Annotated in this window: 22 protein-coding genes; 17 read left to right on the plus strand and 5 right to left on the minus strand. The window is 59.4% G+C overall.

The window, feature by feature from the left end:
- Window positions 1-164 precede the first annotated feature (164 nt).
- Window positions 165-431, plus strand: coding sequence for a hypothetical protein (locus AB1E33_RS05835; protein ID WP_372576316.1), 267 nt, complete (start codon window positions 165-167; stop codon window positions 429-431).
- Window positions 432-440: 9 nt separating this feature from the next.
- Complete coding sequence (locus AB1E33_RS05840) at window positions 441-1,076, plus strand: DUF1523 family protein (protein WP_372576317.1); 636 nt, start codon at window positions 441-443, stop codon at window positions 1,074-1,076.
- Between the two features lie 129 nt (window positions 1,077-1,205).
- Here the strand turns inward: AB1E33_RS05840 and AB1E33_RS05845 are convergent, their stop codons facing one another.
- Complete coding sequence (locus tag AB1E33_RS05845) at window positions 1,206-1,673, minus strand: class I SAM-dependent methyltransferase (protein WP_372576318.1); 468 nt, start codon at window positions 1,671-1,673, stop codon at window positions 1,206-1,208.
- Between the two features lie 482 nt (window positions 1,674-2,155).
- Window positions 2,156-3,733, minus strand: coding sequence for a DUF5928 domain-containing protein (locus tag AB1E33_RS05850; protein ID WP_372576319.1), 1,578 nt, complete (start codon window positions 3,731-3,733; stop codon window positions 2,156-2,158).
- 143 nt (window positions 3,734-3,876) lie between these two features.
- On the opposite strand from AB1E33_RS05850, the gene AB1E33_RS05855 reads away from it, so the two are divergent.
- Window positions 3,877-4,695, plus strand: coding sequence for a sulfotransferase family protein (locus AB1E33_RS05855; protein ID WP_372576320.1), 819 nt, complete (start codon window positions 3,877-3,879; stop codon window positions 4,693-4,695).
- Between the two features lie 4 nt (window positions 4,696-4,699).
- Here the strand turns inward: AB1E33_RS05855 and ggt are convergent, their stop codons facing one another.
- Window positions 4,700-6,523 (minus strand): gamma-glutamyltransferase, encoded by a 1,824-nt coding sequence (ggt, locus tag AB1E33_RS05860; protein WP_372576321.1) that lies wholly within the window; start codon window positions 6,521-6,523, stop codon window positions 4,700-4,702.
- Between the two features lie 185 nt (window positions 6,524-6,708).
- Between ggt and msrP the strand changes: the two genes are divergently transcribed.
- The 4 genes from msrP to AB1E33_RS05880 all read left to right on the plus strand — a co-directional run bounded on the left by msrP (window position 6,709) and on the right by AB1E33_RS05880 (window position 8,917).
- The gene (gene msrP, locus AB1E33_RS05865) at window positions 6,709-7,608 is read left to right on the plus strand and encodes a protein-methionine-sulfoxide reductase catalytic subunit MsrP (protein ID WP_372576322.1); all 900 of its coding nucleotides are present in this window, start codon (window positions 6,709-6,711) and stop codon (window positions 7,606-7,608) included.
- 4 nt (window positions 7,609-7,612) lie between these two features.
- On the plus strand, window positions 7,613-8,242 hold the full coding sequence (gene msrQ, locus AB1E33_RS05870; RefSeq protein ID WP_372576623.1) for a protein-methionine-sulfoxide reductase heme-binding subunit MsrQ: 630 nt from the start codon (window positions 7,613-7,615) through the stop codon (window positions 8,240-8,242).
- 157 nt (window positions 8,243-8,399) lie between these two features.
- Window positions 8,400-8,693: a TetR/AcrR family transcriptional regulator gene (locus tag AB1E33_RS05875; RefSeq protein WP_372576323.1), complete on the plus strand. Its 294-nt coding sequence runs from the start codon at window positions 8,400-8,402 to the stop codon at window positions 8,691-8,693.
- An 80-nt stretch (window positions 8,694-8,773) separates the two neighbouring features.
- Window positions 8,774-8,917, plus strand: a complete 144-nt coding sequence (locus tag AB1E33_RS05880; RefSeq protein ID WP_372576324.1) for a hypothetical protein — start codon at window positions 8,774-8,776, stop codon at window positions 8,915-8,917.
- Between the two features lie 17 nt (window positions 8,918-8,934).
- Here AB1E33_RS05880 and AB1E33_RS05885 read toward each other — a convergent pair whose 3' ends face one another.
- Together AB1E33_RS05885 and AB1E33_RS05890 are read right to left on the minus strand one after the other, a co-directional pair.
- A complete protein-coding gene (locus AB1E33_RS05885) occupies window positions 8,935-9,165 on the minus strand; it encodes a hypothetical protein (protein ID WP_372576325.1) in 231 nt (76 codons plus the stop codon).
- A gap of 152 nt (window positions 9,166-9,317) precedes the next feature.
- Window positions 9,318-10,499, minus strand: coding sequence for an NnrS family protein (locus AB1E33_RS05890; RefSeq protein WP_372576326.1), 1,182 nt, complete (start codon window positions 10,497-10,499; stop codon window positions 9,318-9,320).
- Between the two features lie 168 nt (window positions 10,500-10,667).
- Here AB1E33_RS05890 and AB1E33_RS05895 point away from each other — a divergent pair, with 168 nt between their 5' ends.
- The 10 genes from AB1E33_RS05895 to AB1E33_RS05940 all read left to right on the plus strand — a co-directional run bounded on the left by AB1E33_RS05895 (window position 10,668) and on the right by AB1E33_RS05940 (window position 19,684).
- The gene (locus AB1E33_RS05895) at window positions 10,668-12,416 is read left to right on the plus strand and encodes a cytochrome D1 domain-containing protein (protein ID WP_372576327.1); all 1,749 of its coding nucleotides are present in this window, start codon (window positions 10,668-10,670) and stop codon (window positions 12,414-12,416) included.
- A 91-nt stretch (window positions 12,417-12,507) separates the two neighbouring features.
- Window positions 12,508-13,281: a uroporphyrinogen-III C-methyltransferase gene (gene cobA / locus AB1E33_RS05900; RefSeq protein WP_372576328.1), complete on the plus strand. Its 774-nt coding sequence runs from the start codon at window positions 12,508-12,510 to the stop codon at window positions 13,279-13,281.
- Window positions 13,274-13,615, plus strand: coding sequence for a c-type cytochrome (locus AB1E33_RS05905; protein ID WP_372576329.1), 342 nt, complete (start codon window positions 13,274-13,276; stop codon window positions 13,613-13,615). Before cobA ends, AB1E33_RS05905 begins: the two co-directional genes overlap by 8 nt.
- Window positions 13,612-14,757: a cytochrome D1 domain-containing protein gene (locus AB1E33_RS05910; protein ID WP_372576330.1), complete on the plus strand. Its 1,146-nt coding sequence runs from the start codon at window positions 13,612-13,614 to the stop codon at window positions 14,755-14,757. Before AB1E33_RS05905 ends, AB1E33_RS05910 begins: the two co-directional genes overlap by 4 nt.
- Window positions 14,758-14,760: 3 nt before the next feature.
- Window positions 14,761-15,750, plus strand: coding sequence for a siroheme decarboxylase subunit beta (gene ahbB, locus AB1E33_RS05915; protein ID WP_372576331.1), 990 nt, complete (start codon window positions 14,761-14,763; stop codon window positions 15,748-15,750).
- The gene (locus AB1E33_RS05920) at window positions 15,747-16,199 is read left to right on the plus strand and encodes an Lrp/AsnC family transcriptional regulator (RefSeq protein WP_372576332.1); all 453 of its coding nucleotides are present in this window, start codon (window positions 15,747-15,749) and stop codon (window positions 16,197-16,199) included. The genes ahbB (AB1E33_RS05915) and AB1E33_RS05920 overlap by 4 nt, the downstream gene beginning before the upstream one ends.
- Window positions 16,196-16,681, plus strand: a complete 486-nt coding sequence (ahbB, locus tag AB1E33_RS05925; RefSeq protein WP_372576333.1) for a siroheme decarboxylase subunit beta — start codon at window positions 16,196-16,198, stop codon at window positions 16,679-16,681. The genes AB1E33_RS05920 and ahbB (AB1E33_RS05925) overlap by 4 nt, the downstream gene beginning before the upstream one ends.
- Window position 16,682: 1 nt before the next feature.
- Window positions 16,683-17,897 (plus strand): heme d1 biosynthesis radical SAM protein NirJ, encoded by a 1,215-nt coding sequence (nirJ, locus tag AB1E33_RS05930; protein ID WP_372576334.1) that lies wholly within the window; start codon window positions 16,683-16,685, stop codon window positions 17,895-17,897.
- The gene (locus tag AB1E33_RS05935; RefSeq protein WP_372576335.1) at window positions 17,872-19,464 is read left to right on the plus strand and encodes a cytochrome D1 domain-containing protein; all 1,593 of its coding nucleotides are present in this window, start codon (window positions 17,872-17,874) and stop codon (window positions 19,462-19,464) included. The genes nirJ and AB1E33_RS05935 overlap by 26 nt, the downstream gene beginning before the upstream one ends.
- Complete coding sequence (locus AB1E33_RS05940; protein WP_372576336.1) at window positions 19,421-19,684, plus strand: hypothetical protein; 264 nt, start codon at window positions 19,421-19,423, stop codon at window positions 19,682-19,684. The genes AB1E33_RS05935 and AB1E33_RS05940 overlap by 44 nt, the downstream gene beginning before the upstream one ends.
- Window positions 19,685-19,690: the final 6 nt, after the last annotated feature.

Below are 19,690 nucleotides of genomic sequence, written 5' to 3' on the forward strand. Positions count from 1 at the left end.
CGCAACGCTAGTTGAGCCCGCGCGCCTGTGAAAGGGCCAATTTTGCCTGCCGAACGATCCAGATCGGCGGGGTTGCGACATTTGGCCGGAACAGTTTGCTCGACACTGGCCGACCCATTTGCCACATTTGCCAGCGAACCCCGAACCGGCCGAAGGGTACCAAAATGATCGCGGCGTTGAGATTTCTGATTCCGCTGCTTGTTGTTCTGACGGTTGTCTATGTCTGCTTGTCGCTCTATTCCCGGCATGTGCGGCGCGGCAAGCTCGAGGCACGGTGGCAGGAAAAAGGCATGACGGGCGACAGGGATGCCTTTGTGAGGCGGGGTCTGAAGAGATATGATGCCTCATTCCGCCGCAAGCTTATTCTTGGGGTCTTTGTGGTGCCGCTCGGGCTGATCGGGCTGCTGATCTATATAACGAATTTCATGTGAGGACCCACCATGGTCTATGTCAAATGGGCATTCATCCTTCTCTTCTGGGGCACGGTCGCGGCGGTGCTGCATTACACCTTGCCGCAATATGACGTGGTGCGGATCACCGATACCTATGAAAAGCGCATCGATCCCGGCGAGAACAGCCTGTTCTGGTCGCGCGCCGATGTGGGCAGCGACACAACGACGCCGAACCGGGACGTGTTCTTCATCCAGACCCGCAAGGCGGATGGCAAGGTCATGGTCTATCGCAACGAAGATACCGGCTGGGGCTGGCCGCCCTATTTTAAGGTGCATTCCTCGAACCTGCAGGCCGAGGCAGTGGATATGAAATCGACCTCCGACAATCCCAAATGGGTGCTGATGCGCCATTATGGCTGGCGCAACGAATTCCTGTCGATCTTTCCCAACGCGGTGTCGATCAGGCCGATCGACGGGCCAGACTACAAGGCCGTCAACTGGTTCAACATTGTCTTCCTGACGGTCTTCTTCGCCCTGCTCTGGGCGCTTTATGTGCGTTGGCGACGCTTTCGCCAGCGCCGGATCGACCCGATGCTGGAAGATGTTGAAGACAGCTTCTACGCGGCGGGTGACGCCCTTTCCGAACGGGGCGGGCGTCTTCGTAAGTGGTTCTCGGGGCGCTGATGTTAGCCTTGGATCGAGCGGCGAAGTTTGCGCAATACACGCCGAGGCAGAGATGCCGGGGGGATTGCGGTTCCTGCGTTGCCTGCGGCTGCTGAGGTTCCGGAACAGGGCCTTGCGGTCGATACCGACCTAACCCGAGTTCGAAGTGCCGAAGGGTTCTGGGGCTATATTTTTTTGTTCGTTTACGCTGCACAAACGCGACGAGAATCGGTGAGGTAGCCATTTGCCTGGCTCATCCACATCCCAACCGATGCAGAACCCCAGCGACAAGGTCTCGGCAAGGCCGCCCAGATCTTCGGACACTCGGATGGCGTAGATATTGTCGCTAATTTGCCGGGTGACCAGAGAACCATGTGCGTTGCGGTCGACAAAATCACCAAAGCTCAGCAACAGGTCCTTTGGCACCTGATCGCGCAAAACCTTTGGACCCGTGGCATAAAGATCGCTGCCATGAAACATCTGCAGGTCATGATGAACAATTATCCCATCCGGTTTCATCAAAGGCAGCACCGCCAGTGTATCGGCCAAAGGCCACGGATGGTTGTGCATGGCATCGATGAAGCACAGATCGATTGGCTCCTTGATCTTGTCGACCACATCCAGGCAATTGCGAACAGAATAAAGCCGTACTGAAACATCCAGGTGCGGCAGCGCTTCTTCCAGAAGAAAGCCAAGCGGCTTTCGGGATCGGCCTAGAACCTTTCAGCAACATCGAAGCTGGGCAAAGTCGCGGGTCCGATCTTTTGAATCAACATCGCCATTACGGACGTCGACAATCCACCGGCGCAGCCTACTTCAACGGTTGTTGTTGCTGGTACCAATCGAGCAGCGCCGACATGAGCGCGACGTCGTGCCCGTCAATGGCACCCATTTTCGGCTTCCAGCGCGGATTGAACCGAGCCGCCAGAGAATCGAATTGATGGGATCCTTTTGTTGGAATTTCTTGTTGAGAAATTACACAACTCATGCGCTTTTTTTGAATTCGGGACATCCGAGAAACGCGCGAAAGATAGACGCGAAAAAAGTGACGTACGGAAACTCATGGTGCCGATCCGCCGGTCCGCTTCCGGGGATTATCTTCAATCTGCGAACAGATGTTTGGTCTGTGCAATTCCCAGCGCCTGTTCTTGCTGCAGAGACAGAAACTCCGCGAGTTTGGTTGCGTTCTCTTCCGCTGTCGCGCTTTCGCGAATACGCACATAGCGGGAAAACCCTGCATCACGTATTTGGTCGGCCTCATAGGTCAAGTCATTTCGGATAGTGGGCAGCAGTCGCTCCAGCGTTGCATGCGACGTGCGCTCACCCGCCAGACCGACCCGGCGGGCATGGCCGATCAGGTAGTTGTCGCTGAACTGGCACTCGATCTCCAATATGCGCGTCTTTGAGCGGTCGGAATAGAAATCGTTCAAAAGGTCGATGTTCGAAGGGTCCATGCAGACGACAAGCCGGTCGGTGTCAAAAAACTCGAACAGCATCCGCATCAATGCGCGGCGGTGGCGGGTGCGTTTGCCAAGCGTCGCCTGAATGCCGCCCAGATCGGGCAGTGCGGTGGCCTCTTCGTCGAAGAGATAGTCGATGGCGGGCAGGTTGGTGACCTGGCGGATCTGCTCCAGCAGGCGCTTAGCCACATGCCACTTTTTGCAGACTACGATCATCAGCTCGCGTTCGCGACCCAGCGAGCTTTCGGTCTCCCAGAACCGCGTCGCGAACCGGCGTCCGATACGGCCGCGCCCGGTCAAGAACTTGTAAAGACTGCGTCCCTCGTTCGAAATCTGGAAATCAGCCCCGCGCGTGGCATAGAGCCGGCCCAAGCGAAGCTTAAGCTCTTTCGCCTCGGGGCTGATCTTGCGCGCGAACAGGAAATTCTGGCTCAGCAGCAGGTCATAGTGATCGTTGTAGAAGGTGACCGGCATGCCATAGTCGGAAAACATCAGAAACGTCAGCGTGCGGCTTTCGATCTCTTCTTCCGGGATCAGATGGCGGACGAGCGTCTGGAAAAACGTCTCGTCCGGGATCCAAGTGGTGCGGAAAAATCGCATCACGTCACGGCGCTGACGGGTGAAGTCCAGGATCGCCTCAATGGTGCGTCGCCGCAGGCACCACCACTGACTACCAATCATCATCTGAAGGTCTGCCGGGATCTGTCGAATCACTCCCAGCTTCTTTTGCAGGTTGAACGATGCATAGAACAGATGCTTGTGCTTGCGTTCGTTGAAATAGTGGCGATAGATGAGCCGCTCTTCCCGCATGCCGGTCTTGATCCAGTAGCTTTCGAAGAAATCGACGCTTTCGACAAAATCCTTGTCATGCTCATCCAAAAAGCCATGGGCATATTCGGCGGTCTTGATCGCCATGCAATCGCCTGACAACATGTAGAAATGCGTCGCACTGGGAAACGCCTCGACTGCGGCTTTGACGGCGTTAAGTGAGGCCTGCACCAGCGACCATTCCCCCCAGCCACATTTGATGCGCTTGCGGGCGAAGGTGACATTCGGGTTGTCGCGCAGAACTTTTTGGATCTTCTGGAAATGCTCGGGCTTGGCGCGCGCGTCGAAATGGATCGACATATAGTCACCTGCCGCTGTCAGCCGCTCAGCCTGCAAAATGATCGCATCGGGATCCTTGTGACAAAGAAGGATATAGGCGATTTTTGCCATTTTGAACGATCAGCCCCTGTTTCTGCCCGCCATTTGGTTCATTCGTCGCTAAGACCGATTGAACAAACGGAATATTTTTGCTTGGTTTAAGGTCAAGACGCCTGCGGTCAATTATGACGAAGCGGGGACAGGAGGCAAGGCAGATGGGCTTTCCAGGAACCTGGATGACTGAAAGCGAAAGCGTGGTCTATCGCGTGGTGCCCAAATGCGCCTGTTCGACCATCGGTCAGATCATGTATTTTTCGGATCATGGGCGGTTCTTCGATGGCGATATCCACGACGCGAAGTCCGGCCTGCACAAATGGGCTCTGGAGGCCAGCCAGCAGCAAATAGCCCACAATGTGCAGACGCATAAATCTTATGCGTTCACCTGCGTCCGCAACCCCTATACCCGCATTCTGAGTTCGTTTTTTGACAAGATTTGCGGCATTCAACGCAATGGCAGCCGCTATCGCGGCAACATGGTGCCGATGCTGGTTTATAAATACGGGGTCGAGGTCGGTGGCGACGACGGCAAGCAGGAGTTCGACCAAATCGAAAGCTTTCGTCGCTTTCTGCTATTCGCCCGTGATACGATCCGCTGGCGACGGCCGATGGACCCGGACATTCATTGGTCCGCCATGTCGGGCCATGTCTCGACTTTCATTGGCAATGGCGGACAGTACGACCATATCTTCTGGACCGAGGCATTCAATGACGGCATGCAGCAGGTCGTTGATGCCATCGACACCCCGCATCAGGTCGATCTGCAGGCGGTACCAAGGTTCAACGAATCCGAAGGGCACGGGCCCAAGCGACAGCACCCGGTCGAAGACTACTTCGACGACCTTTCGATGCACATGGTCTATGAAATCTACAAACGCGATTTCGATCTGTTTAAATACGATTTCGAGAACCCGGCCAACAAGATGCCGACCGGTGAGATCGATTTGGACGAGGTGCACGCCAAGCTAGGCGGGTAGCGTTTCAGCGCCCCATCGCGACACCTTCGCGGCGCGGGTCTGCTGCGCCGATCAATTTGCCATCCTTGATCAGGATCGCGTGCAGCCCGCTATTGAGGTCGCGCGGGTTCACCTCATGGCCCTTGCCACCAAGCGCCTCAGTAAAGCCAGTCGCACTTGTACCCTCTTCCAGGTCAACCGCGCCGGTGTTGCGATGTACGAAATGTCCGGTCTCGATGGCGTCCTGGGGGTCCATGTCCCAATCCAGAACGGCGATGATCGTCTTGGCGACATAGTTGATGATCCGGCTACCGCCGGGTGAGCCGATCAGCAGGTATGGTGCGCCATCCTTCATCACGATTGTCGGGGCCATCGAACTGCGCGGGCGCTTGCCACCCTCGACGCGGTTTGCTACCAGCCGGTCGCCATCCTTTGGCGCGCGGTCGAAATCGGTCAACTGATTGTTCAGCAGGAAGCCGCGCGCAAAGACCCGGCTCCCGAAAAAAGTCTCGATCGTCGTTGTCATCGACAGCGCGTTGCCATAGGCGTCGCGGATCACGACATGACTGGTTCCGGGCCGTCCGGGGTTCTTGGAGGGTGCCAGATCCAGCGCGCTTTCCTGATAGGGCGGGTTACCGGCCTCGCGTTTTTCGCTGGCATTTATCTGGTCGATTAGTTTGGCCCGCTCAGCCAGATAGGCCGCGTCCAGCAATCCCTTGACGGGAACATCGACATAGTCGCTATCGGCCATGTAAAGCCCGCGATCGGCATAGGCGAGCTTGGCGGCCTCGGCATAGAGATGCACAAATTCAGGCGACCAGCCCATATCCTTGATGTCGAACTTGTTGAGTATCCCCAGGATTTGTCCAACCGTTAGCCCGCCTGACGTGGGCGGCCCCATCCCGCAGACATCATATGCGCGGTAGGGCGCGCAGACCGCCGGGCGGATCTTGACCCGGTAGTCGGCCATGTCCTGCAGGGTGATGTTGTTTTCCACCTTCGAGGTCCCGGCAACGGCAGCCACGATATCCTCCGCGATAGGGCCGGAATAGAACGCATCCGCGCCCTCAGCGGCCAGAATGCGCAGGGTTTCGGCAAATTCAGGGTTCTTCAGCAGCGTGCCTTCGGTCAGGGGCGCACCCGCTTCGTCGAAGAAATAGGTATCCGCCCCCGGATGCGCATCCAGCGGCATTTCGAAATCAATAGTGCTTTGCAAAGAGCTTGCCATGCGCGGAGACACTTCGAAGCCTGCCTCGGCGGTCTCGATAGTGGATTGGAACAACGCGGACCAGGGCAGCTTGCCATAGAGATTATGGGTCACCTCCATCAGCCGCAGGATACCTGGCACGCCAACTGCCTGCCCGCCCGAGATCGCCTGTTTGAACGGCATTTTCTCACCATTCTCATCCAGAAAGCGCTCCGGCGTGGCGGCGGCAGGTGCGGTTTCGCGGGCGTCGAACGTGCTCAGCAATCCGGTAGAGGCATCCCAATACAGCATGAACGCCCCGCCACCGATGCCCGATGATTGCGGCTCGACCAGATTAAGCATGAGCTGCACGGCGATCATCGCGTCGACTGCTGTGCCGCCTTCGGCAAGCACGTCAAAACCTGCCTGCACCGCCAGCGGGTTTGCCGCAGACACCATGAACTCCTGCCCGGTGACCGAGTGCTTTTCTTCCCACCCATAGCCGACCTCGGGCGCGGGGTCCTGTGCCTGTAGCGCGCTGGCCAGCGCAAGTCCGGGTACCATAGCTGCGATCAACGAATATCTGTGCATTGTGGGTTTCTCCTGCGCATGTGAGGCCGCGATCACCGTGACCCGAAGCCACCAGAGGTTGCGAGGCGGCATGAGACTCACTCCCAAGCCTAACGCGACCATTCTGCAAAGCCACCTGAATTTGCAGTGCAAACACTACTCTCGCCGATTGCCGCCCGCCACGTTACAATTCCGTCGCTCAATCGTGAGAACAGTTTTCTTTTACCTCTAGCGGTCTATGGCTATGTGACAGGAAACAAACCGGTACGGAGACACTGATGGCGCATCGCTGGAAAAATGACCTGAGCCACGGGGACGTGACGCCGGAGCATGTCTATCTGAACCGGCGCCAGGTGATCGCAGGCCTTACCGGGGCAGGCCTTGCAGTGGCAGCTGATCCCCTTTCGGCCGAGACGTTGGAACCCAATAGCTGGGAAGAGATCACCACCTACAACAACTTCTACGAATTTGGCACCGGCAAGGAAGATCCGGCCAAGTACGCTCATTTGATGGAAACCGATCCCTGGAGTGTCAAGATCGACGGCCTGGTCGACAAGCCGGGGGATTACAACTTTCAGGACATCCTGTCCGAAATGACGGTCGAAGAGCGCATCTACCGCTTCCGTTGTGTCGAGGCATGGTCAATGATCGTGCCCTGGAACGGTTTCGAACTGGCCGATCTGCTGGCCATGGCGGGGGTTCAGGACGGCGCAAAATACGTTGCATTCGAGACCTTACTGCGCCCCTCCGAGATGCCGGGTACCGCCTATCGCACCATTGACTGGCCCTATCGCGAAGGCCTGCGCTTGGACGAGGCGATGCACCCGCTGACGATCATAGCGACCGGGATTTACGGCAAGCCGATCCCGAACCAGAACGGCGCGCCACTGCGGCTGGTCGTGCCCTGGAAATACGGCTTCAAGTCGATCAAATCGATCGTGCGCATCACTCTCACCGACAATGAGCCGCCCACAAGCTGGAGTACGTTGATCCCGGGCGAATACGGGTTCTACAGCAATGTGAACCCGAAGGTGGACCATCCGCGCTGGTCGCAGGCCAGCGAGCGCCGGATCGGGGGCGGGCTGTTTTCGAAACGCCAACCCACGCTGATGTTCAATGGCTATGAAGATGAGGTGGCCAGCCTGTACGATGGCATGGATTTGGCCAAGAATTACTAACGTGCTGGACCGCCTGAATCCATATCTCAGAAAGCTGCCCGTCTGGGCGATCTACCTGTCGGGCGTTTTGCCGCCGATGGTTTGGCTCTGGATGGGTGTGACGGGGCGGTTGGGGGTCGAACCGATCAGCGCGCTGGAGCACAAGCTGGGTGAGGCGGCGCTGCAATTGCTGATCCTGGGCCTCGCGGTGACGCCGCTGCGGCGTTATCTGGGTCTGAACCTGATGAAATTCCGTCGCGCCATCGGCGTTCTGGCCTTTTCCTACTTGTCCATGCACCTGTTGGTCTGGCTGGTTCTCGACGTTCAGATCCCGCAACAGATCTGGGCCGATATCGTGAAACGCCCCTATATCACTGTTGGCATGGCCGGTTTTCTGCTGCTGCTGCCACCGGCGCTGACCTCCAACAATTTCTCGGTCCGCCGTCTGGGACCCAAATGGCGGTCAGTGCATCGGCTGGTCTATGCGGGCGTCGTGCTGGGCGGGTTGCATTACTTGATGCTTGCCAAAGGATTCCAGATCGAGCCGCTGATCTACCTGACGATAATCGGCGTGCTGCTGTTGCTGCGCCTTCAGAAGCAGCGCAAGAGACAGCCGGGATTGCCAGGGCCACGTAATGGTCTAAAGGAGGTGTGACAGGCACGCCCCGACAGCATGCGCTTGACGTGGCACGATCATTACCCCGACGGGAACCAGTGCGGGCTCCCATTCAGAAAAGAAGTCAGAAGCGGTTCGAGCAGATACTCAATGCTGCCAAGAAACTGATCGAGGGAAAAGGCACCGCCGGGTGAAAATGAGGGACATCGCTAAGATTGCCGGTGTTACCATGGGGTCGATCTACCAGTATTTCCCCAACAAATGCGCCATCGTTGCTGAATTGACAACCGCCTATCTCGACGACAACACTAGAAAGAACCAGGAGATTCTGAGCGATCAGCCCAAGTCTCTGATCGAGTGGTCGCACACCACCGTCAAGCTTTTGAACCGGTATTACGATCTTGGCCGCAAAGACCCAGTCGCAAGCGATATCTGGCTGGGCTATGCGACCGACAAGGAAATGCAGACAATCGATGCAAATGACACGTAGCGCAACGGGGACGCCGTTTTTGCGGCGTCAAAGCATCTGTTTCGCGAAGGAACGCATCTGCGGCGAACCGGGCGCTGCAGATGATCATCTCGCTTGGCAGTGCGGCAATTGTCACGGCGCTGCAACATGACGAAGAAGAGGGCCGCAGAATTCTCGATGACGCCGTCGAGATGCTACTGGCGGCCTGGGCTGTCTCGATCCTGCCCCTTGAGCGAGACATCTGAGGCATCCAAAAAAGCGATTATCGAGTCAGCGTAATATCCGACATCCGCGCCGGGCCGCACAGACTTCGATCGCCGTGCTGAGGACAGCGGTCGACGGAAAACGCCGCATAAGCCGAACAGAGATAGAGCAAAACAGCGGCAAACCCGATGGCAACGACGTACCTGAATGGCATCAATACGGTCTCATTAAGCAATGACGCGGCAATGACGCCGGAAAGCAGCGATCCGGCTGTATCTATGGTCTCCATGAGAAGCACCCTTCTCTTAGCCTGATTTATTATCAGCTTTAGGAGTGACTGGGCTCTGCGTGATTCAAAACTGACAAACCTTAAGGTCTTGGGCTTGAAATATTGCGTTACCGAATTGTTTTTTGACCAGGCGCCCCTGTCGTCCCAATGTGCTACCGGGCAGGAATTCGCACAGGCGGCCCGGTCAGGGCTGGCCAGAGCGCAAAGAGGAACAGGCCAAAGGCCGCAATCCACAGCCCCCCCGTCACCAGAAGTGCTGGCAAATAGAACATATCCAACTCGATCCCTGCCCATCTGGTGAAAGCCGCCAGCGCGATCAGTGCGTACCCCACCGCCATCGGGCGCGGGGCGATCAGGGCGCGCCCTGTATGACCCAGCGCGGCACGGCTCATAACTGCAAGCGTCATGCCCCCGACGCAGCCAATGCCCAGAACATGTAGCCCGGCCAGTTCATTGCCGATCCCGAACCGGGCAAGTCCCGTCAGGATCATGCCAAGCGCCAGCATTGCCATGCCAAGATGCAACGCCAACAGGATCGGTTGGTTCCAGCACCAATTTCCGCCCCACCTCATGATGCGAACCGCCTGCACGCCACCGAACAGAAGGGCAACCGAACCAAGCAGCCAATCCGGTGCGGGCAGCATGGTCAAAGGCGGCAGGGCAAGTGCAGAGACAAGCGACAGTCTTTCGACCACTTTGTGGCTGCGAGGCCAGCTTGACTCTGGCACCCCAGCCCGTTTCATCGCATTGCGGGTAAAGGCGGGTGTCACGCGCCCGCCAAGGACCGCGATTAGCGCACAAAGTGTCATCAGCCCGCCGCGCAAACCCGCAGCGGCAGTGTCATCAGCGAGGCCCAGCCACTCCAGATGCACCAGCAGGTTCGCAACCCAGAGATAGACGAGAAATAGCAGAAACATCACGTTCTGCGGTTTGGGGCGTTTCAGCAGCTGGGTGAGAATTTTCAGCGACAGAATCGGCAGGAAGGCCAGATCAACCACCGCGATCAGCAATGGCGGCAGGGCGGCGGCGTACCAGATGGCCAGACGACCCGCCAGCCATAGCCCCGCGGCAAGCGCGATGAATCCCTGACGCGCGCCTTGCGCGTTGGTCCAGCTTGGTACCGCCGTCAGAAAGAACCCGCCAATCGCGGCGCTGGCATAGCCGAAAATCATCTCATGCGCATGCCACATCACCGGTGGCGGTCCCAGATCGGGTCCCGCGTCAAGCCCGCTCAGAAACAGTTCCCAGACCAGTCCGGTGAACAGGGCATAAAGCCCGGCCGCCAGAAAAAACACGCGGAATCCTTCGGAAAACAGGCGGTTCACGGCACCCATATCTTAACTCCTGTCCGCATTGGCCAAAAGCTGCGCGGATCTGCTCGCTTGTCGTCCGTCCAGAGGTAGCGGGGCAATGACCGGGGGACCTTAACTTAAGTCAAGGCGAGGCACGCGCCCGGCTGACAGACTCAGGGGGCCTCACCAGCCACCGACGGAGATACCGTTATGAGAACGACCACAGCCATTCGCAGAACATTGCTTCTGACCAGCGCTTCCCTGGCGCTGGGTCTGGCCGCACCCATGGTTTCCGCACAAGAGCAAGATCATGGCGATGACGCGACGGCTTCTTATCAGCCAAGCATGACCACACTCGGAGAGTTAAATCTCGAGATTCCCGGCCGCAAGGAAGGCGATCCGGTGATGACGCAAGAAGAGTACAATATAGGGAATAAGATCTATTTCGAACGCTGCGCTGGCTGCCACGGCGTGCTGCGCAAAGGGGCGACCGGCAAACCGCTGACCACCGACCTGACCCGCGAAAACGGGTTCGAATACCTGCGCGATTTCATCACCTACGGTTCGCCCGCCGGGATGCCCAACTGGGGGACTTCAGGTGATTTGAGCGAAGAACAGATCGATCTGATGGCGCGCTACATCCTGCTGGAACCGGCCTCGCCGCCGGAATTTGGCATGGCCGAGATGCGTGACAGCTGGCAGCTGGTCATCCCGCCTGAGGACCGTCCTAGCGAGAAGATGAACGATATTGATATCGACAACCTCTTCTCGGTGACGCTGCGCGACGCGGGTCAGATTGCGCTGATCGACGGGGCTTCTTATGAAATCAAAGCCGTGATCGACACCGGTTATGCCGTGCATATCAGCCGGATTTCCGCATCGGGTCGCTATCTGTTCGTGATCGGGCGCGATGCCAGGGTCAACATGATCGACCTGTGGATGGAAGAACCCGCAACCGTGGCCGAGATCAAGGTCGGATCCGAGGCGCGTTCAGTTGAGACATCGAAATTCGAAGGCTTCGAGGACAAATACGCGATTGCCGGGTCCTACTGGCCGCCGCAATACGTGATCATGGATGGCGACACGTTGGAGCCGCTCAAGATCAAGTCGACCCGGGGGATGATCTATGACGATCAGGAATATCACCCTGAACCGCGCGTGGCCTCGATCCTCGGTTCGCATTACAAGCCGGAATTCATCGTCAACGTGAAGGAAACCGGCAAGATCCTGATGGTCGATTACTCGGATATCAAGAACCTGAAAGTGACCGAGATCGAAGCTGAACGCTTCTTGCATGATGGCGGGCTGGACAGTACCAAGCGCTACTTCCTAGTTGCTGCAAACGCCCGTGGCAAAGTGGCCGTGGTCGATACCAAGGACAGCAAGCTGACCGCATTGATCGAAACCGGCGGCGAAACCCCGCATCCGGGCCGTGGTGCAAACATCACGCACCCGACCCATGGACCGGTTTGGGTGACCTCGCATCTGGGCGACGAAACGGTGGCGCTGATTGGCACCGATCCCGAAGGCCACCCCGATCAGGCCTGGACCGTGGTTCAGACGCTTTACAGCATGGGCGGCGGGTCACTGTTCGTGAAATCGCACCCTACCTCGAACCACCTCTACGTGGATGCTCCGCTGAACCCCGATGCCGAGATCACCGGGACGATCGCGGTCTTCAAGATCGACGAACTGACCCAGGAGGAGCCGGAATACACCGTTCTGCCGATCGTGGAATGGGCCGGGATCACCGAGGGGCAGCCCCGTGTGGTGCAGGGTGAGTTCAACCAAGAAGGCAACGAGATCTGGTTCTCGGTCTGGAATGCCAAGGACCTGACCAGTGCCATTGTAGTGATCGACGACAAGACGCTTGAGCTGAAGCATGTGATCAAGGACGAGCGCCTTGTGACCCCGACCGGCAAGTTCAACGTCTACAACACACGGGCTGACGTTTACTGACGCAGCCCATCGGGCGGGCCATTTCTCGTTCCTTTGGGCCCGCCCGCCAATTCATCCTCGCCAGCACCTGTCCCACCAAACGGAGCCCGCCATGACCCAGCCCGGAAAAGTCTTTCTGATCGGTGCCGGTCCGGGCGACCCCGACCTGATCACGCTCAGGGCGCTCAGGATGCTCGAAGCCGCGGATGTCGTGGTTTACGACAAGCTGGTCAGCCCCGAGATTCTTGCCATGGTCGCACCCGGCTGCCGGATGATCGCGGTCGGGAAATCCCCTAGGTGCCACCCGGTGCCGCAAGAGCAGATCAACGACATTCTGGTCTCCGAGGCGCGCGCGGGCCATACCGTCGCGCGGCTCAAGGGCGGTGATCCGATGATTTTCGGGCGTGGCTCGGAAGAGGCCGCGTATCTGGCGGAATGCGGAATTAAGGTGGCCTACGCACCCGGCATCACCGCTGCGCAGGGCGCAAGCTGCGTCACCGGCGTGCCGCTGACCCATCGGGGGCTGGCGACCTCGGTGCAATATGTAACCGGGCACCGTCAGGCCGGCAATGTGCTGGATCTCGACTGGAAGCGGCTGGCCGATCCTGACACCACGCTGGTGGTCTATATGGGCGTGGCCAATATTGGCCAGATCGCCATGGGTCTGATGACCGAGAACCTGTCCGGCGCCACTCCTGTCCTTGCCGTCAGCCGCGCCACCACACCGGACGAGCGTAGGCTGGTCTCGCGCCTCGACCGGATCGCGGCGGATGTGCGCGATAAGGGGTTCAAAGCCCCCACCCTTTTCATCATCGGCAAGGTTGTATCGCTTTGCGAAGGTCATCCTGTCGCCGATCTTGTCGAACAGGTGACGGCCCATGGCTGAAAGCGTCTGCCCGCAGCGCATCGCATCAGGCTCCCGCCTTGCTGCCGCAATGGTTGCGCTTGTGGCAAGCTCGGCCTTTGCCGCCGAAACGATAGATCCCGGCGCTTTGAAACGTCTGGTGCATCAAGATTGCGGGTCGTGCCACGGGCTGACGCTCAAGGGAGGTCTCGGTCCGGACCTGCGCGCGAAGAACCTGCAGCACTATGATCCGGTGACCCTCAGCAGCGTCATACTGGACGGCATCCCCGACACCGCCATGCCCGGCTGGCGTCCGCTGATGAGCGAGGAAGAGGCCGAATGGGTCGCCCGTTATCTGTTGGAGCCTGAGCAATGAAACAGCTTGTCTTTTGCCTGATTGCAGCGCTGCTGGCCTTACCGGTGCAGTCACAGCCCACCGCCACTGGCGATCTGGGGCTGGTGATTGAACGTGCGACAGGTTCGGTATTGCTGGTCGACCAGTCCGACCGGGCCGCGCTGGCGCGGATCGACGGGCTGGGCGATCTCAGCCATGCCTCACTGGTCTATTCTCCCGATCAGCGCTTTGCCTATGTCTTTGGCCGTGATGGCGGTTTGACCAAGCTCGACATCGTCACCCGCCAGATCGCGGACCGGGTGGTGCAGTCGGGCAACGCCATTGGCGGCGCGATCTCGGATGACGGTCAACTGGTGGCCGTGTCGAATTACGAACCCGGCGGCGTGCGCGTCTTTGATGCCGACACACTGGAAATGGTTGCAGACATTCCCACCGGCGGCAAAACCATCGGTCTGGTCGACGCGCCGGGCCGCCGCTTTGTCTTCACCATCTGGGACAGTGGCGAGACCTGGATTGCCGATTTCTTGGGCCCAGAACCCCAGATCACCAAGATCTCTGACATGGGCCGCAACCCCTATGACGCGCTGATCACCGCCAATGGCCGCACCTATATCACCGGACTGTTTGGCGAGGACGGGTTGACCGCGCTGGACCTCTGGTCTGACGACCCGCAACCCATCCGCGTACTGCTCGGTTATGGCCGCGGCCAGAAAGAGATGCCCGTCTACAAGATGCCCCATCTGGAGGGTTGGGCCGATGCGGGCGGCGAATTTGTGCTACCCGCCATCGGTCACCACGAAGTGCTGTGGATCGACGCAACAACACTGGAAGAAACCGCACGCACCCAAACCCATGGCCAGCCCGTCTTTGCCATGGCACGGCCTGACGGGCGGCATGTCTGGGTCAATTTCGCTCATCCCCTGAACGACACCATTCAGGTGATCGATACGCTCAGCAAACAGGTGATCCACCAGTTCCAACCCGGCCCCGCCGTGCTGCATATGGAATTCACGCCGCGCGGGCATGAAGTCTGGATCAGCGTTCGCGATGCCAACAAGGTGATGGTCTACGATACGCAGAGCTTCGAGAAGCTGCGCGAGATCGACGCCGAAAGCCCCTCGGGCATCTTCTTTACAGCGCGTGCGCACAAGACGGGGCTATAAGCTATGCAACACGTTACCGACCCCATCGATCGCCAACTTTTGGATAATTGGCAGCGCGGGTTTCCGATCACCGAGCAACCCTTTGCCGAACTGGCCCGCGCGCTCACCCTGTCCGAGGGTGAAGTGATCGCCCGACTGCGTCAGATGCGGGCCAGTGGACGGATCACCCGCGTCGGCGGCACCATCGCGCCGGGCACCATCTCGGCTAGCACATTGGCCGCCATCGCGGCTCCCGAAGACCGGATCGACGAAGTTGCCGCCCGCATTGATGTCGAACCGGGCGTCAACCACAATTACCTGCGCGAGGATCACTGGAACCTCTGGTTTGTCGCCACCGGGCCGGATCGTGATCATGTGCAGGGTACGCTGGATCGCATTTCCCGCGACACGGGGCTGCAGGTGCTGAACCTGCCGTTGCTGCGGCCATTCAATGTCGATCTGGGCTTCCGCATGGGCGCCGGTCACAGCGCTGTGCCCGGACCCCGCCCGGTCGATCTGAACGCCCTGCAAAAGGGTGACCGAGACCTGTTGCAAAAGCTGAGCAGCGGCCTGTCCCTGACCCCGCGCCCCTACCACGATCTGGCCCTCCAGCTTGGCTTGGATGCAGAGGAGGTCAAGGGGCGGATAAGCACTCTGCTCAGCGCGGGTATCATCTCTCGGCTGGGCGTGATCGTGCGCCACCGGGCGCTTGGATGGACTTCGAACGCGATGGTCGTCTGGCAGGTGCCCGAAGCCCAGATCGACCAAGCCGGACCGGCGCTGGCCGGGGTGCCGGGTGTGACGCTGTGTTATGAGCGCCGCCCGGTGGAGGGCGTCTGGCCCTACAGTCTTTATTCCATGATCCATGCCAGATCGCGCCCCGAGGCGCGCGAGGTGCTGGCCCGGGCTGCTGACCTGCCAGTGCTGCGTGGCGTCGCCCACAAGGTGCTGTTTTCAACCCGGTGCTTCAAACAGACCGGCGCGCTGATCAAACCGAAGGAGGCCGCCGCATGACCCCACTTGACGACACCGACCGCCGCATCCTGAACCATATGCAGGATGACCTGCCGCTGGTCGCGAACCCTTATGCTATGGTTGCCGCCGATCTGAACCTGACCGAGGCCGATCTGCTGGCGCGCCTGAGCCGTCTGAAAGGTGATCGTGTGATCACCCGGTTCGGCCCGTTTTTCGATGCCGCTGCCATGGGGGGCGCGTTTTGCCTCTGTGCCCTGGCGGTGCCCGAGCACGACTTCGAACCCGTCCTGATCAAAGTCAATGCGCACCCAGAGGTCGCGCATAATTATGAACGCACGCATCACCTGAACATGTGGTTCGTGCTGGCCACCGAGACACCTGAGGGGATCGGTGCCACAGCCGATGCGATTGAGCGGGAAACCGGGCTGAAGGTGCTCCGGTTTCCGAAACTGCAAGAATTCTTCATCGGATTCCGGGTGGCGGCATGAGTATCACGAACACGGACCGGCAGATCATCCAAGCGCTGCAAGACGGGCTGCCTCTGGTGCCCGCACCCTTCGCGCAGGTCGCCGAAGGTCTCGACATCGACGAAGCTGCGCTGATCGACCGGATCGCCGCGCTGAAGGCCAGCGGCGTGATCCGTCGTATCGCTGCTGCACCAAACCACTATAAGTTGGGGATGGTCGCCAATGGCATGACCGTCTGGGACGTCGACGACGCGCATATCGCCGCTCTAGGCGCACAGATCGGCGCGCTGCCTTTCGTTACCCATTGCTATGAGCGCCCGCGCGCGCTGCCGGACTGGCCCTACAATCTGTTTGCCATGGTACATGGTGCATCCCGAGACGAGGTGTCCGAGAAGCGCGCGCAGATCGCGGTGATCCTTGGCGATGCCTGCCAATCCAGCGACATCCTTTATTCCACGCGCATCCTGAAAAAGACCGGTTTGCGTCTGAAGGAAAGGACCTGATATGTTCCGACTGACAGAATACATGCACCAGCTTGTCGATCCGACCCCAGTGCGCAAACGGCGCGGATCGGGTCCCGTCAAACCGGTGGTGATCTGGAACCTCACCCGCCGCTGCAACCTGAAATGCCGCCATTGCTATACCGTTTCGGCGGATGTGAATTTCCCCGGCGAGCTGAGCCATGAACAGGCGATGGGCACGCTCGAGGATCTCGGCCGCTTCAAGGTCCCTGCCCTGATCCTGTCGGGCGGCGAACCGCTGGACCGAAAGGACCTGTTTCAGATCGCAACACGTGCGCGGCAACTGGTGAGGATGCTGGCGCTGTCGACCAACGGCACCAAAATCCATGGCGCGACCGCCGACCGGATCGCCGAGATCGGGTTTGACTATGTCGGCATCTCACTGGACGGGATCGGCGCCACCAATGATTGGTTTAGGGGGGTCGAGGGCGCCTTTGGTAACGCCCTGCGCGGCGTGCGCGCCTGTAAGAAGCGCGGCATCAAGGTTGGCCTGCGTTTCTGCCTGACCGAAGGGACACAACACCACCTGCCCGATCTGCTGAAACTCTGCGACGACGAGGGGGTCGATAAATTCTATCTCAGCCATCTGGTCTATGCCGGGCGTGGTGACAAGCACCGGGCTGAGGACGCCGCCCATAAACGCACCCGCCACGCGCTGGACCTGCTGCTAGAGCGTGCCTGGGAGGCGGCGTCCGGGGATGCGCCGTTGGATATCGTGACAGGCAACAATGACGCCGATGCAGGGTATTTCCTGGGCTGGGTCGCACGCAATTTCGATGCCGACCACGTGGCGCATCTGCGTAAACATCTGGCAGCCTGGGGCGGCAATTCCTCAGGACTGGGGGTTGCCAATATCGACAATCTGGGCCGCGTCCATCCCGACACATATTGGTCGGACTACACCGTGGGCAACGTCAAAACCACGCCGTTTTCCCAGCTTTGGACCGGCGATGATCCGATGCTGGCGCAGCTGCGCACTCGGCCACGCCCGCTGAAGGGCCGCTGTGGGGCGTGCTCGCTACAAGATGTCTGCGGAGGAAACACCCGCATTCGTGCGCTGCAACTGACCGGCGATCCTTGGGCCGAGGACCCGGCTTGTTACCTGAGCGATACCGAGATCGGTGTCACCAGTGCCGAGCGGCTCGAAGTCAAACCATTCCGGGGAAAACGTCATGATCCGGCGCATCAGTTCTTTTGACAGCCCAAGGCGATCGGCAAGGTTTGCGTTGGCTCTGGTGGCTCTCACGCTGGTCGTTTCCCATGTCGAGGCACAGGCGGACCCCGCTGCGGATTACGCCGCACATTGTGCATCCTGCCATGGCGCAGACCGGCTGGGTGGGCTGGGCCCCGCCCTGATTCCCGAAACCCTGCGCCGGATGCGTGGACCGAAGGTGGCGGCGGTGATCCGCGACGGGCGTTCCGCAACGCAAATGCCTGCCTTTGATGATGTGCTGGAGGCCGCGTCAATTGAAGCGCTGACCACCTATCTCAAGGAACCGCTAACCTACATCCCACCCTGGGGTGAGGCTGAGATCATTGCAAGCCGCGATCTGGCGACCGACTATGCGTCGGCTTCCGCGCCGCTCTGGGACAGCGACCCGATGAACATCACGCTGGTGGTGGAAACAGGCGACCACCATGTCTCGGTTCTGGATGGCGACACGTTCGAGGTGCTTGACCGCTTCGCCACGCCCTTTGCCGTGCATGGCGGGCCGAAATTCAGCCCCGACGGGCGTTACGTGTTCATCATGTCGCGCGACGGTTGGGTGCAGAAATACGATCTGTGGTCACTGGCCGAGGTCGGTCGCGTGCGTGCGGGCCTCAACAGCCGCAACATCGCCATCAGCCATGACGGCAAATGGCTGGCCGTCGCCAATTACCTGCCGATGAGCCTGACGCTGCTGTCGACCGAGGACCTGTCGGTGGCCCGTGTCATGGATGTGGTGGCAAAGGATGACACGCCATCGCGCGTGTCAGCGGTTTATCAGGCCCCGCAACGGCAGAGCTTCATCCTTGCGTTGAAAGACGCGCCCGAGATCTGGGAAGTGGCGACCGACCCGAATGCCGACCCGGTCTATGAAGGTTTTGTGCATTCGCACGAGAAAGGCATGGTTGAAGCTCTGCCCTCAAGCGAAGGCCTGTTCGCCCGCCGCAGGATCGAGGTGAGCGAGCCGCTGGACGATTTCTTTTTCGACGATGACTACCGCAATCTGATCGGCGCGGCGCGGGACGGGGTCAGGGGCGTGGTGGTCAACCTGAATGTGGGCCGCGAAATTGCGGAGTTGCCGTTGCAGGGGATGCCGCATCTGGGCTCGGGCATCAGTTGGATGCGCGACGGCACACGGGTAATGGCGACGCCACATCTGAAGGAAGGCAAGCTGTCGATCATCGATACCGAAAGCTGGCAGCGGATCACCACGATCCCGACTGAGGGGCCGGGTTTTTTTCTGCGCAGCCATGAGAATACGCCCTATTTCTGGGCCGATGTTTTCTTTGGCCCCAACAAGGACGCCATGCATGTGATCGACAAGCAGAGCCTTGAGATCGTCCAAACCCTGCGTCCCGTGCCCGGTGCCACTGTGGCCCATGTGGAGTTCACGCGCGACGGCAAATATGCCCTTGTTTCGGTCTGGGAGGATGAGGGCGCAGTTATCGTCTATGATGCGCAAACGCTGGAGGAACTCCGCCGTCTGCCGATGCGCAAACCCTCGGGGAAATACAATGTCTGGAACAAGATCACATTCTCGGAAGGCACCAGCCACTGAGGACGGCCGCTGGCCGGTCTGGAAACTGGCGCTGCTGCTTTACCCTTTTGCGATGGCGGCGGTTGCCATCAATCTGTTCATGCTCGGCCTGATCGGCGTCGCATTGGGCTGGCAGGCGATTGACCCGGTCCGGTCTGTGCTCTGGGCAATTCCGTTGGGCCTGCCCGCCACATGGCTAGCCGGTCGTTGGGTCCGCGCGCTTATGGATGAAGCGGAGTAAGGCGCA

It is taken from the genome of Ruegeria hyattellae (assembly GCF_041537925.1).
In the GTDB taxonomy this organism is placed as follows: domain Bacteria; phylum Pseudomonadota; class Alphaproteobacteria; order Rhodobacterales; family Rhodobacteraceae; genus Ruegeria_C.